The sequence below is a fragment of the Thioalkalivibrio sp. ALJT genome, from assembly GCF_000381825.1.
Classification (GTDB): Bacteria; Pseudomonadota; Gammaproteobacteria; order Ectothiorhodospirales; family Ectothiorhodospiraceae; genus Thioalkalivibrio.
Genome location: NZ_KB907124.1, coordinates 189,157 through 203,557, shown reverse-complemented (window position 1 = coordinate 203,557; position 14,401 = coordinate 189,157). Strand labels below are relative to the sequence as shown.

The following is a 14,401-nucleotide window of genomic DNA, read 5'->3' as shown; positions in this document are numbered from 1 at the left end:
AGCATCCTTTGCCAGCATGGCTGGGTTAGCGAAGGAGGATCGCCTGCATCTGGTCGAGATGCTCGCGGGCCTGGCCAATGATGTCCTCGTATATCGGCATCTCCAGGCCAATACGGTCGAAGGTTTCCGGTGTCACCGGGGGGACGAAGAACTCCCCGGAGCTGCCCAGCCGCAAGGCATGGGCGATACTGTCGGCCACATGCACAATCGCGGTTTCAAGCGGGAAGGTTGAGGCCTGTTCCGGCGCGTGGTGGTAACAGGTCGCTTCGATCTGGGCCGGGGCCATCCCCCATGCCTCCAGCAGGGCGGCACCCAGAGCCGCATGGTCAAAGCCCAGCAGCTCGCGCTCGGCCGCGTGCAGCAGGCACTGCTCGCGTTCGCGCAGTTCGAACAGCTCCGCGGTGCGCGGCCCCAGATGCAGGAACAACAGCAGGCGACCGAGATCGTGCATGATCCCGTACAGATACAGGCGTTCGACGTTGGCTTCGCGCCGAGAGCGGGCGATCGAACGGCTGAGCACGCCGACCGCGATGCTGTGCCGCCAGAAGGATTCCATATCCACGCCGGTCACCGGCAGGTCACGAAAATTCTGAATCACGATGGTTGACATCACGATCTGTCGGATCTGCTGCAGGCCGATGATGCTGATGGCTCGATGCAGGGTCTCGATCGGTTCGGGAAAACCGTAAAGCGAGGAATTCGCCATACGCAACGTCTTGGCCGCGATGGTCGGGTCCAGCTCCACGGCCTCGGCGATCCCGGCCACCGTTGCGGAAGGATCGGCAATGCGCTTGAAGATGGTGTTATAAGTATCTGAAAAACTACAGAGGGAGTCGTCCTTGCTGAGGAATTCCTCGATCGTCTTCATGCGTTCGGCGCACGGCCACCGCATTGCACCAGCTCTTCGAGGAGTCGCTGACGTGCAAGGCGATAAATGCCATCCATCGGGTAGTGGGTTACATCGCAGTGGCGAAAACGGTCAGCCAGAGCCCGGTCGACCTGTTCTTCCATGACGGATGTGGGCTGCTCGGTATCCGAGACATTGTTCGGGGCGTTCCGGGAGACACGGGGCGGGGGCGTATCGGCCCCGGTGGTGTCCGTATCCTGTGCATCCTCGACGACGTCGACCGTACAGATACCCCAGGACCGCAGCACGCGGATCTGCTTGTCCTGGAGCACCATGCCGGCCGGGATCAGAAGACGGCCGGACCGGTCATGCACCGCCTCGGCGAGTGTCTGACCGCTCCGGATCGATGCGGTGGATATCCTCCGTCCCATGCCATGACTTTATGCCGAAGCCGCAAGCTGGCGCAATACGTAGGGCAGGATGCCGCCGTGGCGAAAATAGTCGACCTCCTGCGGTGTATCCAGCCGCACACGGACGTTGAAGGTCTTGCGCTGGCCGTCATCGCTGACAGCGGTGACGGTAGCCTCGCGCGCCTCGCCGTTCTCCACCCCGGTAATGCTGTAGGTCTCGCGTCCCGTAAGACCGAGGCTGGCGGCGTTCTCGCCCGGCAGGAACTGCAGCGGCAGTACGCCCATTCCGACCAGGTTGGAGCGGTGGATGCGCTCGAAGCTTTCGACGATCACGGCCTTCACGCCCAGAAGCAGGGTGCCCTTGGCGGCCCAGTCACGCGAGGAGCCGGTCCCGTATTCCTGCCCGGCGATCACGATCAGCGGGGTGTCCTCTTCCTGATAACGCATGGCCGCGTCATAGATGGACATCTGTGCGCCATCTGGCAGGTGCTGGGTGACACCGCCCTGGGTACCCGGCGCCAGCAGGTTACGCAGGCGCACGTTGGCGAAGGTCCCGCGCATCATCACTTCGTGGTTGCCGCGCCGCGAGCCGTAGGAGTTGAAGTCGGCCGATTTCACGCCCTTGGATTCGAGGTAACGGCCGGCGGGGCTGTCCTTGGCGATGGACCCGGCCGGGGAGATATGGTCGGTGGTAACCGAGTCGCCCAGCAGCGCCAGCACGCGGGCCCCCTGAATGTCGTTCAGGGGCATCGGCGTCATCCCCATACCCTTGAAGTAGGGCGGGTTGCGCACGTAGGTGGAATCTTCCTGCCAGTCGAAACGTTCGCCCTGCGGGGCCTCCAGGTTGCGCCAGCGCTCCTCGCCGGAATAGAGGTCGCCGTAGGCACTGGTGAAGCTCCCGGCACCTACATGTTCGGCGACTTCGCGGCGAACTTCTTCGGTGGTGGGCCAGATGTCGCGCAGGTAGATCGCACGGCCTTCGGCGTTCTCGCCGATGGGGTCTTTGTACAGGTCGATGTTGCTGCGACCGGCCAGTGCATAGGCCACCACCAGCGGCGGCGATGCGAGGAAGTTCATCTGCACCTCGGAGTGGATGCGCCCCTCGAAGTTACGGTTGCCGGAGAGGACCGAGCTGACCACCAGGTCATCCTTGATGATCGCTTCGCTGATCGGCTCCGGCAGCGGGCCGGAGTTGCCGATGCAGGTGGTGCAGCCGTAGCCCACCACATGGAAGCCGAGGTGTTCCAGATCCTTCAGCAGGCCGGACTTCTCCAGGTAGTCGGTCACCACCCGCGAGCCGGGGGCCAGCGAGGTCTTCACCCAGGGCTTGACTTGCAGCCCGGCCTCGCGCGCCTTGCGCGCGACCAGACCGGCGCCCAGCATCACCGATGGGTTCGAGGTGTTGGTGCAGGAGGTGATGGCGGCGATTACGATATCGCCGTGATCGAGGGTAAAGGTCTCGCCGTCCATCTCGATCGCGGTGTGATGGGGCTCCTCCGCCTGGTGTTCCACACCCACCGCGGTATGGCCGCCCTCGGTGGCGAAACGTTCGGCCTCGGCCGGTTCGTCTGCGCCACTTTCGCGTTCCTTGAGCATGGTGTCGAGATGGTGGCTGATCGTAGCGCCGGCCTGACTCAACGGGATGCGGTCCTGCGGGCGTTTGGGGCCGGCCAGGCTGGGTTCGACCGTTGACAGGTCCAGCTCCAGCATGTCGCTGTAACGCGCGACCGGTGCGCTGTCGTCGCGCCACAGCCCCTGGGCCTTCGCGTAGGCCTCGATGAATTCGATATGGCCGGCGTCGCGCCCGGTCAGTCGCAGGTATTCCAGCGTCTCGTCATCGATCGGGAAGATGCCACAGGTGGCGCCGTATTCCGGTGCCATGTTGGCAATGGTGGCGCGGTCGGCCAGCGGCAGGTCGGCCAGGCCGTCGCCGAAGAACTCGACGAACTTGCCGACCACACCCTTCTTGCGCAGCATCTCGACGATGATCAGCACCAGATCGGTGGCGGTGGCGCCTTCGGCCAGCTTGCCGCTCAGGCGGAAGCCGACGACCTGCGGGATCAGCATCGAGATCGGCTGGCCGAGCATCGCGGCCTCGGCCTCGATGCCGCCCACACCCCAGCCGAGCACACCCAGGCCGTTGATCATCGTAGTGTGGGAGTCGGTGCCCACCAGGGTGTCCGGATAGGCCATGCAGCCGCCCGCGGCCCGGTCATCCACGAACACGGTGCGTGCGAGGTATTCGAGGTTGACCTGGTGCACGATGCCGGTATCCGGCGGTACGACCTTGAAGGTATCGAACGCCTGCTGGCCCCACTTCAGGAAGCTGTAGCGCTCGCGGTTGCGCGAGTATTCCAGCTCGGCGTTAAGATTCATCGCGTTGGCGTTGCCGTGGGCATCCACCTGCACCGAATGGTCGATCACCAGTTCCGCCGGCTGCAGTGGCGTGATCTTCTTCGGGTCCCCACCCAGTGCCTCCATGGCATCCCGCATTGCGGCCAGATCGACTACCGCCGGCACTCCGGTGAAATCCTGCAGCAGCACCCGCGCCGGGCGGAAGGCGATCTCCTGACTGGGTTCGGCCTGTGGGTCCCAGTCCAGCAGGGCCTCAATATCAGCCCGGCGCACGGTACGCTCGTCCTCGAAGCGCAGAAGGTTTTCCAGCAGCACCTTGAGCGCAAAGGGCAGATCCTGCGCCCGCGAATCGTCGGTGATCGGGACGTAACGGCACTCGCGGCCGCCTGCGTTCAGGGTGCGGGTGTTCTTCGGTTCGGCGTGGCTCATGTTGCGTCTTCCGCGGTCAGGTGTTGAGTCGATTGAGGATGTCGTTGGCCTCCCGGATCAGCCGTTTGCGCCCGAACAGCAGCTTCCAGCGTGATCCCCCGGCCTGACGCCAGAGTACGGCGGCCCGGATCCCGGCCAGCAGCAGCGCCCGGATGCGCGCGGCGGTATCGGGATTGGAGAGGTTGTTCTGTTCGCCCTGCACGATAATGCGCGGGCCGAGTTCGGAAATGGTCTCCTTGTAGACCTCGGCCAGGCGGGCGATCACGCTTTCATGCGTGATGTGGAAGTAGTCGATCTGACGCTGCGCGCCCTGCAGACCATCGGTGAGCTTCTGCAACATGTCATCGCGCTTTTGCAGCTTGCGTTCCAGAAAGATCAGCCCGATCGCATACCGGGTAATCTCCATATCCGGCGGCTTGTTGCCGTTTTGCAACTGGCTCTCGATGCGCTCCAGACCGCTCTTCAGACTGACGGTCTCGCGATAGACGGCCTCGGGGGTCTCGGCATCGAAGGCGAACAGGCTCCCGATCAGGACTTCGAACTCGTATTCGTCGCAGTTCCCGCGCCAGGCGAGATCCTTGACCAGGCTTGCGCACTGAAACAGGGCGGCGAGCGCGAGGGTGCGGTTGTGATCGGAGCGGTCCAAGCCAGTAGATCCCGGGGTCGTCAAAAAGGAGTTGCCACTATACCGGAAGTGGCGTCAGAGACTCACGGCGCAGGTTCTGCCAGGGTGTTGCGCCGAGCGATAACGCCGCCCCCCAGGCAGACGTCCTCGCGGTAAAAGGCAATCGACTGGCCGGGGGTCGCCGCGCGCTGGGGGGTGTCGAACACCACCTGGCTGCCGGCGCCGTCACCGGGCCCCAGTCGGCACCACTGCAGCGGCTGGCGATGGCGCAGGCGCGCCAGCAACGGCTCGCCCGACTCCGGGGGCCGATGGATCCAGTGCACGGCCTCGGTGGTGAGCGCGGGGCTCATCAACAACGGGTGCTGCGGGTCCTGGGCGACGATCAGCCGGTTGTGCCGGATATCCTTGTCGACCACATACCACGGGGCCTCGGCAAAGCCATCGACACCGCCGATGCCCAGGCCCTGGCGTTGCCCCAGGGTGTAGAACATCAGGCCCTGGTGCTGACCGACGACCTGGCCTTCCGGGGTCTGCATCGCGCCGGCCGCTGCGCGCAGGTACTGGGCCAGAAAATCGCGAAAGCGCCGTTCCCCGATGAAACAGATCCCGGTGGAGTCCTTGCGTGCATGATTAGGCAGGCCCAGTTCACGGGCGCGTTCTCGCACCTCTTGTTTGGGGATGTCGCCGAGCGGAAACAGGGCAGGGCGCAGCTGCTCCTGCGTCAGGGTATGCAGGAAATAGGTCTGGTCCTTGTTCGCATCGGCGGCCAGGCACAGTTCGCTGTAATCCGGGTGGTGGCGCACTCGGGCGTAGTGCCCGGTCGCGATCCAGCGCGCGCCCAGGGCACGGGCGTGGTCGAGAAACGAGCGGAACTTAATCTCGCGGTTGCAGAGGATATCGGGGTTGGGGGTGCGTCCGGCTTCGTACTCGTGCAGAAAACGGGCAAATACACGCTGACGGTAGTCCTCGGCAAAATTGGCCTTGTGCAGCGGGATCTCCAGCGTCGCGGCGACCTCGCAGGCCATGCGGTAGTCGTCCTCGGCGGCGCAGTATTCGGCGTCGTCGTCATCTTCCCAGTTCTTCATGAACAGGGCCTCGACGCGGTAGCCGGCCTCGATCAGGCGACTCGCGGCCACGGCCGAGTCCACCCCGCCGGACAGGCCGACGATCACGCGCTCGCCAGCACTCATGCGAACGGGGCGCGCACCAGGCCGCCCACCGCGGCCAGCGGGAAGCGTCCGCCCTCGCGATAGCGCTGGATGCTGCGCATGACCAGCGGGCTGCGCAGTGGCCAGCCATGTTCGGCCTCCTCCGGGGTTAACCAGTGCAGGGCATGGATGGCCGCATCGCGTGGCCCGGGGGCTGCGGGGCGCTGTGTCGGGCCGCAGAAGCTGACCCGGAGGATCACACTGCCGCTGGACAGTTCCAGCAGGTCGCAGCCCAGGGTTGCCTCGGGCTGGAATTCCAGACAGGTCTCTTCGCGCACCTCACGAATCACGGCCGCCACGAGGTCCTCGCCGGCATCGAGGTGGCCCGCAGGCTGGTTCAGCACGCGGCGGCCAGCCTCGGTTTCTTCGACAAACAGGAAGCGGCCGGCGTCCTCGATGACGGCGGCCACGGTGATATGGCAGGGGAGGCGGTCGGTCATGGCCGCCATGATAACGCAGCAGGTGCGCTCACCGCCGACCAGGGGCACGGTCGGGGTCATTCAGGACGGTTTCAGGCCACTGGTTAATCAGGCTTGCCATGTATAATCCCAATAAACGCCTTCAGGCATTCATTGATCTCAGATCCGCACAAGGAGTTGGCATGGCCTATCAGCACATTCAGGTCCCGGAACAGGGCGCGCGCATCACCGTGGACAAGCAGGGCAAGCTGACGGTCCCGGATCGTCCGATCATCCCGTTTATCGAGGGGGACGGGATCGGGGTGGACATTACCCCGGTGATGCGCCGGGTGACCGATGCCGCCGTGGAAAAGGCCTATGGCGGGAAGAAGGCCATCGAGTGGATGGAGGTCTTTGCCGGTGAGAAGGCCACGCAGGTCTACGACGACAACTCCGGCCTGCCGGAAGAGACGCTTGCGGCCGTGAAGGAATACAGCGTGTCCATCAAGGGCCCGCTGACGACGCCGGTGGGTGGCGGGTTCCGCTCCCTGAACGTGGCACTGCGCCAGAAGCTGGATCTGTTTGTCTGTCTGCGCCCGGTGCGCTACTACGACGGCACCCCGAGCCCGCTGAAGGAGCCGGAAAAAACCGACATGGTGATCTTCCGCGAGAACTCGGAGGACATCTACGCCGGCATCGAGTTTGAGTCCGGCACGCCGGAGGCGAAGAAGATCATCGACTTCCTGCAGGGCGAGATGGGCGTGACGCAGATCCGCTTCCCGGATACTGCCGGCATCGGCGTGAAGCCGGTCTCCAGCGAGGGCACCAGGCGCCTGGTACGCAAGGCCATCGAGTACGCGATCGACAACGACCGTCCGTCGGTGACGCTGGTGCACAAGGGCAACATCATGAAATTCACCGAGGGCTCCTTCAAGGCCTGGGGCTACGAGCTGGCACGCGAGGAGTTCGGTGCACAGGATCTGGACGGTGGCCCGTGGCAGACCTTCAAGAACCCGAAGACCGGCCGCGATATCGTGGTCAAGGACGTGATTGCCGATGCCTTCCTGCAGCAGATCCTGCTGCGCCCGGAGGACTACTCGGTGATCGCCACCCTGAACCTCAACGGCGACTACATTTCGGATGCGCTGGCCGCGCAGGTGGGTGGCATTGGCATCGCCCCGGGTGCGAACCTGTCGGACACCACCGCGATGTTCGAGGCGACCCACGGGACCGCGCCGAAGTACGCCGGCCAGGACAAGGTGAACCCCGGTTCGCTGATCCTGTCTGCCGAAATGATGCTGCGGCATCTGGGCTGGTCCGAGGCGGCGGATCTGGTGGTCAAGGGCATGGGCGGCGCGATCAGCGCCGGCGAGGTGACCTACGACTTCGCGCGGCTGATGGATAACGTCGAGCCGATTGCCTGCTCCGCCTTTGGCGAGGCAATGATCAAGCACATGTGATGGGGCGGGCCGGTGGTCGGAGTGTCCGTAAGGGCACTTGGCCCCGGCCCGGAACCATTCGAGGATGGAAACGACCCAAACGAGTAACCGCTGAAGGCGTGAGTTCGACCGATGAGTGATGACAAGCCCCAAAACCCCGATCGAGACGACTCGGTAACGGTCGAAGAATCGAGGCCGGAGCTCAAGCCACCACGACAGTACAAGGTGGTCCTGCTCAACGACGATTTCACGCCGATGGAGTTCGTGATCGAAGTGCTGGAGACGTTCTTCAGCATGGATCGCGAAAAGGCCACCCGGGTGATGCTGCACGTGCACACGCGCGGCAAGGGAGTATGCGGCATCTTTACCCGGGATGTGGCCGAGACCAAGGTGGCGCAGGTGAACGACTACGCCCGCAGCCATCAGCACCCACTGCTTTGCTCGATGGAGGAGGCCTGACTCCCATGCTCGACAAGGAACTCGAATTCAGCCTGAACATGGTCTTCAAGGAGGCCCGCGAAAAACGTCACGAGTTCGTGACCGTTGAGCATCTGCTGATGGCGCTGGCGCAGAATCCCAGCGCGGCCACGGTGCTGCGGGCCTGCGGGGGCGATCTCGATCGCATCCGCGACGAGCTGGAGGCCTATATCGACGAGAACACGCCGCGGATCCCGCCAAACGATTCGCGCGAGACGCAGCCGACGCTGGGCTTCCAGCGGGTGCTGCAGCGGGCCGTGTTCCATGTGCAGTCCAGCGGACGCAAGGAGGTCTCCGGCGCCAACGTCCTGGTGGCCCTGTTCGGCGAGCAGGACAGCCAGGCCCTGTATGTGCTGGGGCAGCAGAACATCTCGCGTCTGGATGTCGTCAACTTCATCTCGCACGGGATCTCCAAGGTGGGCGAGGACGAACTCGGGGCGCAGCCCAACCCGAACGAGTCCCAGGCCGAGCCGGTGGAGGGCGAGCGCGAGGAGAAGACCAACGCGCTGCAGCTGTATGCCAGCAATCTGAACGAAAAGGCGCACAAGGACGAGATCGACCCGCTGATCGGTCGCGATCACGAGATCGAACGCACCGTCCAGATCCTCTGCCGCCGGCGCAAGAACAACCCGCTGCTGGTCGGCGAGGCCGGGGTCGGCAAGACCGCCATTGCCGAGGGTCTGGCGCGGCGCATTGTCGACGAGGAGGTACCGGAGGCGATCGAATCCGCGACCGTTTATGCCCTGGACCTGGGGGCGCTGGTCGCCGGGACCAAATACCGCGGTGACTTCGAGAAGCGTCTGAAGGGCGTTCTGGCCCAGCTCAAGAAGGAGCCGGGTGCGGTGCTGTTCATCGACGAGATCCACACCATCATCGGCGCCGGCGCGGCCTCCGGCGGGGTGATGGATGCATCGAACCTGATCAAGCCCATGCTGGCCTCGGGCGAGCTGAAGTGCATCGGGTCCACGACTTATCAGGAATATCGCGGCATCTTCGAGAAGGATCGCGCCCTGGCGCGGCGTTTCCAGAAGATCGAGGTCCCCGAGCCCACGGTGGACGAGACCGAGCAGATCCTGCGCGGTCTGAAATCCCGCTTTGAATCGCATCACAACGTGCGCTTTACCAAGCCGGCGCTGCGCGCCGCGGCGGAACTGGCCGATCGTTACATCACCGACCGTTTCCTGCCGGACAAGGCGATCGACCTGATCGACGAGGCCGGGGCCAGCCGCCAGCTACAGCCGGCCAGCCAGCGCAAGAAGACCATCGGGGTGCAGGACATCGAAACCATCGTAGCAAAGATCGCGCGCATCCCGCCGAAGTCGGTCTCCAGCTCCGACAAGGAGACCCTGCGCAACCTCGACCGCAACCTGAAGATGACCGTGTTCGGGCAGGACGAGGCGATCGGCACCCTGGCGACGGCAATCAAGATGGCGCGCTCCGGGCTGGGCGACATGGACAAGCCGATTGGCTCGTTCCTGTTCGCAGGTCCCACAGGCGTCGGCAAGACCGAGGTCACGCGTCAGCTGGCGCAGCAGATGGGCATTCATCTGGCGCGGTTCGACATGTCGGAGTACATGGAGCGCCATACGGTTTCGCGCCTGATCGGGGCACCGCCCGGCTATGTCGGCTATGACGAGGGCGGGCTGCTGACCGATGCCATCCTGAAGCATCCGCATTCCGTGCTGTTGCTGGACGAGATCGAGAAGGCCCACCCGGATGTGTTCAATGTGCTGCTGCAGGTGATGGACCACGGCACGTTGACGGATACCAACGGACGTGAGGTGGACTTCCGCAACGTGATCCTGGTGATGACTACCAATGCGGGGGCCGAGCAGGCCAGCCGCCCGTCGGTGGGCTTTACCCAGCAGGATCACTCCAGCGATGCGATGGAGGCGATCAAGCGCACCTTCACGCCGGAGTTCCGTAACCGGCTGGATGCCACCATCCAGTTCGGCCCGCTGGACGAGGCGACCATCCTCAATGTGGTCGACAAGTTCCTGATTCAGCTGCAGGCCCAGCTCGACGAGAAGAAGGTACACTTGACCGTGGAACCGGATGCCCGGGCCTGGCTGGCGGAGCACGGCTACGATGCCAAGATGGGGGCGCGACCGATGGCGCGCACTCTGCAGGAGCACATCAAGAAGCCACTGGCGGACGAACTGCTCTTCGGTCGTCTGACCCAGGGCGGTGAAGTGGTCGTACGCCTTGGCGAATCGGGGCTGGAGCTGGATGTCCAGGAGACGGCCGTTTCTTCCTGAAGCGCCGGCTGCAAACGCACGGGCCATGGATGGCCTGCGAACGAAGAAGCCCCGGTCCGGCCGGGGCTTCTTCGTTCGAGAGGGGCTTACTTGTTGCGGTAGACGATGCGACCCTTGGTCAGGTCGTAGGGCGTCATCTGTACGATCACCTTGTCACCGCGCAGGATCCGGATGTAATGCTTGCGCATCTTCCCGGAGATGTGCGCCGTGATCGTGTGCCCATTTTCGAGCTCCACCCGGAAGGTGGTGTTCGGCAGCGTCTCGACGACAGTGCCCTCCAGCTCGATTTCGTCTTCCTTCGCCATACAGTTCCTCTCGCGTTGAATCAAGGTGGCGACATTATCCGGATGCGTCGAGGGAACACAAGTATTGGCCCTTTGTGACCGGATTGGAATTCCGAACGGCAGGCCGCCCCGGCGGGCTCCCGGTTTCCGGGCATCGGGCTCGTTTGCCGACGTTCACGCGAGCGCCTACACTACGATCGCTTTCACGAGCGAGACCGACAGCGTATGACAACGACTTGGGCAGCCGTATTCCCCGGCCAGGGTTCTCAGTTTACCGGCATGCTGGCCGACCTGGGCGACGACCACGCCATCGTGCGGGACACCTTTCAAGAGGCTTCGGACTGCCTTGATGCCGATCTCTGGAGTCTGTGCCAGCACGGCCCGGTCGAGCAGTTGAATCAGACCGAATGGACCCAGCCGGTCATGCTCGCGGCCGGCGTGGCGGCCTGGCGACTGCTCTGCGCGCAGACCGATGCCCGCCCTCAGGCCGTGACAGGCCACAGTCTGGGTGAATACAGCGCCCTGGTCGCGGCCGGTGTGCTGCGTTTTCCCGATGCCGTGCACCTGGTTGCCGAACGTGCACGCGCGATGCAGGCCGCGGTGCCAGAGGGCGAGGGGGCAATGGCGGCAATCCTGGGGCTCGATGATGCAGCAGTCCAGGCGCTCTGCGAGGCCCATGCCGGGGACCAGGTACTGGAGGCAGTCAACCTGAATGCCCCGGGACAGGTCGTCATTGCCGGCAACACGGCGGCGGTGGAACGCGCGGTGGGCGCCGCGAAGGATGCCGGTGCGAAGCGGGCCGTCAAGCTACCGGTTTCGGTGCCGTCGCATTGCGCCCTGATGCAGCCGGCCGCCGAGCAACTGCAGGCCGTTCTTGACCGGACCGCGTTTCATGCGCCGACCCTTCCGGTCTGGCAGAACGTGACGGCAGGTCCGGTGGCGTCCGCGGCCGATATCAAGGCCAACCTGGCCGCACAGCTGTACCGGCCGGTGCGCTGGGTCGAGACCATTCGCGGCCTCCGGACGCAGGGAGTTGACGTCCAGGTCGAGTGCGGGCCCGGGCGGGTCCTGAGCGGACTGGCCAAGCGCATCGACCGCGCCCTGGAACTGTACGATGTCGCCGATCGCGCAACCCTCGAGGCGACCGTCCAGCGCCTCTCCGGCGACCGCACCTGAACTCTTCTCATCTCGACGTAAAGGCTCAAACATGTCCGACAGCAAACGCGTAGCCCTGGTGACCGGAGCCAGCCGCGGCATCGGCGCCGCGATCGCTCAACGCCTGGCCCAGCAGGGCCTGCAGGTCATTGGTACGGCCACCAGCGAGGCCGGTGCCGAACGGATTACCGAGGCCCTGAAGGAATACGGTGGTCGTGGTATCGCAATGGACGTGACCGATGCGGAATCGGTGGCGGCCGGCCTGAAGGATATTCAGGACCGGGAGGGGGCCATCGAGGTTCTGGTGAACAACGCCGGCATCACGCGTGACAACCTGTTCATGCGGATGAAGGACGCAGAGTGGGATGCCATTATCGACACCAACCTGTCTGCGGCGGTCCGGCTGACCCAGCGGCTGCTGAAAGGGATGATGAAGCTGCGGCGCGGTCGCATCATCCTGATTGGCTCGGTGGTCGGGTCCTCCGGCAACGCGGGCCAGACCAACTACGCCGCAGCCAAGGCCGGTCTGGCCGGGTTTGCGCGCTCGCTGGCGCGCGAGGTGGGCAGCCGCAACATCACGGTGAATACCGTGGCCCCCGGCTTCATTGATACCGACATGACCCGTGAACTGGGTGATGACACCAAGCAGGCCCTTCTGGGCCAGATTCCTCTGGGGCGCCTGGGCGCACCGGAGGAGATTGCCGCAACTGTCGGTTTTCTGGCCTCGGAAGAGGCCGGGTACATCACCGGCGAGACCCTGCATGTAAACGGCGGGATGTTCATGCATTGATTTTCGCGGGACCACCCGGTGTGGCCCGTGGCGTCCGCGGCGTTGATCGCTAGATCGCGGCGGGGGTTTTCTCTAGAATGGTGGGCCTTTATCGAAGCCGCCTCAATCCGAAGGGGATTTCTGAACCATGAGTAGCATTGAAGAACGCGTCAAGAAGATCGTTGTCGAACAACTGGGCGTGAAGGAAGAAGACGTGACCAACACGGCTGCCTTCGTCGACGACCTGGGTGCGGATTCGCTGGACACGGTTGAACTGGTGATGGCGCTTGAAGAGGAATTCGAAACGGAAATCCCCGACGAGCAGGCCGAAAAGATCACGACCGTGCAGCAGGCCATCGACTACATCAACGAACACATGAAGGACTGATCCGACGCCTGCTGGCGCCGGTCAGAACGTGAGTGGCGAACGGGCCTTCCTGCACGCAGGGCGGCCTTTCGTCGTTTCGCTGAACGCGGATTTGCAGTCTTTCGAGGAGAACATCATTGGCTAAGCGACGTGTCGTGATTACCGGACTCGGGATCGTATCCCCGGTCGGATCCACTATCGACAAGGCCTGGAGCAACATCAAGGCTGGCAAGAGCGGCATTTCCCCCATCGATGTATTCGATGCGTCGGAGATGCCGGTAAAGATTTCGGGATCCGTTCGGGACTTTGAAGCCAATGACTACGTCCCGCCGAAAGACCAGAAAAAGATGGACACCTTCGTCCTCTATGGACTCGCAGCCGGCTTGCAGGCGCTGGACGACTCCGGTTTCGAAGTCACCGAAGAAAACGCGGACCGTATCGGGGTTGCCATTGGCTCCGGTATCGGCGGTCTGCCGTACATCGAGCGCTCGTACGGCGCCTACCTGAAGGGTGGGGCGCGCAAGATTTCACCATTCTTCGTGCCCAGCGCCATCATCAACATGGTCGCGGGGAACCTGTCGATCATGCGCAACCTGCAAGGGCCGAACATCTCCATCGTCTCCGCCTGCGCGACCGGCACGCACAATATCGGCGATGCAGCGCGCATGATTGCCTACGGCGATGTCGATGCGATGGTGGCCGGCGGTGCCGAGATGGCCACGACCCCGCTGGGTATCGGCGGCTTTGCGGCGGCGCGGGCGCTCTCCACCCGCAATGACGCCCCGGAACAGGCCTCGCGCCCCTGGGATCGCGATCGTGACGGCTTCGTGCTCAGCGACGGTGCCGGTGTGATGATGCTGGAGGAATACGAGCACGCGAAGGCTCGCGGGGCGAAGATCTACTGCGAACTGGCCGGGTTTGCCTGGAACGCCGATGCGCACCACATGACCCAGCCAGTGCAGGATGGGTCCGGCGCGGCCAAGTGCATGCATCGCGCACTCGCCGATGCCGGTGTCAACCCGGACGAGGTTGGTTACATCAATGCCCACGGCACCTCCACGCCGGCGGGCGACGTGGCCGAGACCCAGGGCCTGAAGAAGGCCTTCGGCGATCACGCGCGTTCGCTGCTCGTGAATTCCACCAAGTCGATGACCGGCCACCTGCTGGGTGCCGCCGGCGGGATCGAGGGCGTGTTTACCGCGCTCGCGCTGCACGATCAGGTATCGCCGCCCACGATCAACCTGGAAAACCCGGGTGAGGGTTGCGACCTGGACTATGTTGCCAACGAAGCGCGCGACATGAACACCCGGGTCGGCCTGTCGAATTCGTTCGGGTTCGGGGGCACCAACGGCACCCTGGTCTTCCGCACCATCTGACGCC

General features: G+C 64.1%; 14 protein-coding genes. 7 read left to right on the top strand and 7 right to left on the bottom strand.

Annotated features, from left to right (window positions below):
* Positions 1 to 25 precede the first annotated feature (25 nt).
* The 6 genes from G332_RS0106705 to G332_RS0106680 all read right to left on the bottom strand — a co-directional run bounded on the left by G332_RS0106705 (position 26) and on the right by G332_RS0106680 (position 6,314).
* On the bottom strand, positions 26 to 868 hold the full coding sequence (locus G332_RS0106705) for an HDOD domain-containing protein (protein ID WP_026340675.1): 843 nt from the start codon (positions 866 to 868) through the stop codon (positions 26 to 28).
* Positions 865 to 1,221 carry a hypothetical protein gene (locus G332_RS0106700; protein WP_019626231.1) on the bottom strand — a complete coding sequence of 119 codons (357 nt, stop codon included), beginning with the start codon at positions 1,219 to 1,221 and terminating at the stop codon, positions 865 to 867. Before G332_RS0106700 ends, G332_RS0106705 begins: the two co-directional genes overlap by 4 nt.
* Positions 1,222 to 1,287: 66 nt before the next feature.
* A complete protein-coding gene (acnA, locus tag G332_RS0106695; RefSeq protein WP_019626230.1) occupies positions 1,288 to 4,041 on the bottom strand; it encodes an aconitate hydratase AcnA in 2,754 nt (917 codons plus the stop codon).
* Between the two features lie 16 nt (positions 4,042 to 4,057).
* Positions 4,058 to 4,687 carry a high frequency lysogenization protein HflD gene (gene hflD, locus G332_RS0106690; protein ID WP_019626229.1) on the bottom strand — a complete coding sequence of 210 codons (630 nt, stop codon included), beginning with the start codon at positions 4,685 to 4,687 and terminating at the stop codon, positions 4,058 to 4,060.
* A gap of 62 nt (positions 4,688 to 4,749) precedes the next feature.
* Positions 4,750 to 5,856, bottom strand: a complete 1,107-nt coding sequence (gene mnmA / locus G332_RS0106685; RefSeq protein WP_026340674.1) for a tRNA 2-thiouridine(34) synthase MnmA — start codon at positions 5,854 to 5,856, stop codon at positions 4,750 to 4,752.
* The gene (locus tag G332_RS0106680) at positions 5,853 to 6,314 is read right to left on the bottom strand and encodes an NUDIX domain-containing protein (RefSeq protein ID WP_026340673.1); all 462 of its coding nucleotides are present in this window, start codon (positions 6,312 to 6,314) and stop codon (positions 5,853 to 5,855) included. The genes mnmA and G332_RS0106680 overlap by 4 nt, the downstream gene beginning before the upstream one ends.
* A gap of 161 nt (positions 6,315 to 6,475) precedes the next feature.
* Here G332_RS0106680 and icd point away from each other — a divergent pair, with 161 nt between their 5' ends.
* From icd to clpA, 3 genes are all read left to right on the top strand, one after another.
* Positions 6,476 to 7,732 carry an NADP-dependent isocitrate dehydrogenase gene (gene icd / locus G332_RS0106675; RefSeq protein WP_019626226.1) on the top strand — a complete coding sequence of 419 codons (1,257 nt, stop codon included), beginning with the start codon at positions 6,476 to 6,478 and terminating at the stop codon, positions 7,730 to 7,732.
* Between the two features lie 111 nt (positions 7,733 to 7,843).
* Positions 7,844 to 8,170 (top strand): ATP-dependent Clp protease adapter ClpS, encoded by a 327-nt coding sequence (gene clpS / locus G332_RS0106670; protein WP_018140091.1) that lies wholly within the window; start codon positions 7,844 to 7,846, stop codon positions 8,168 to 8,170.
* A 5-nt stretch (positions 8,171 to 8,175) separates the two neighbouring features.
* Positions 8,176 to 10,446 carry an ATP-dependent Clp protease ATP-binding subunit ClpA gene (clpA, locus tag G332_RS0106665; RefSeq protein ID WP_019626225.1) on the top strand — a complete coding sequence of 757 codons (2,271 nt, stop codon included), beginning with the start codon at positions 8,176 to 8,178 and terminating at the stop codon, positions 10,444 to 10,446.
* 86 nt (positions 10,447 to 10,532) lie between these two features.
* On the opposite strand, the gene infA is transcribed toward clpA, so the two are convergent.
* Complete coding sequence (infA, locus tag G332_RS0106660; protein ID WP_012982660.1) at positions 10,533 to 10,751, bottom strand: translation initiation factor IF-1; 219 nt, start codon at positions 10,749 to 10,751, stop codon at positions 10,533 to 10,535.
* Between the two features lie 204 nt (positions 10,752 to 10,955).
* On the opposite strand from infA, the gene fabD reads away from it, so the two are divergent.
* From fabD to fabF, 4 genes are all read left to right on the top strand, one after another.
* Positions 10,956 to 11,906, top strand: a complete 951-nt coding sequence (gene fabD / locus G332_RS0106655; protein WP_081619772.1) for an ACP S-malonyltransferase — start codon at positions 10,956 to 10,958, stop codon at positions 11,904 to 11,906.
* Between the two features lie 31 nt (positions 11,907 to 11,937).
* The gene (gene fabG / locus G332_RS0106650) at positions 11,938 to 12,675 is read left to right on the top strand and encodes a 3-oxoacyl-ACP reductase FabG (RefSeq protein WP_019626223.1); all 738 of its coding nucleotides are present in this window, start codon (positions 11,938 to 11,940) and stop codon (positions 12,673 to 12,675) included.
* A 127-nt stretch (positions 12,676 to 12,802) separates the two neighbouring features.
* On the top strand, positions 12,803 to 13,042 hold the full coding sequence (acpP, locus tag G332_RS0106645; RefSeq protein WP_018872584.1) for an acyl carrier protein: 240 nt from the start codon (positions 12,803 to 12,805) through the stop codon (positions 13,040 to 13,042).
* A 134-nt stretch (positions 13,043 to 13,176) separates the two neighbouring features.
* On the top strand, positions 13,177 to 14,397 hold the full coding sequence (gene fabF / locus G332_RS0106640; RefSeq protein WP_019626222.1) for a beta-ketoacyl-ACP synthase II: 1,221 nt from the start codon (positions 13,177 to 13,179) through the stop codon (positions 14,395 to 14,397).
* Positions 14,398 to 14,401: the final 4 nt, after the last annotated feature.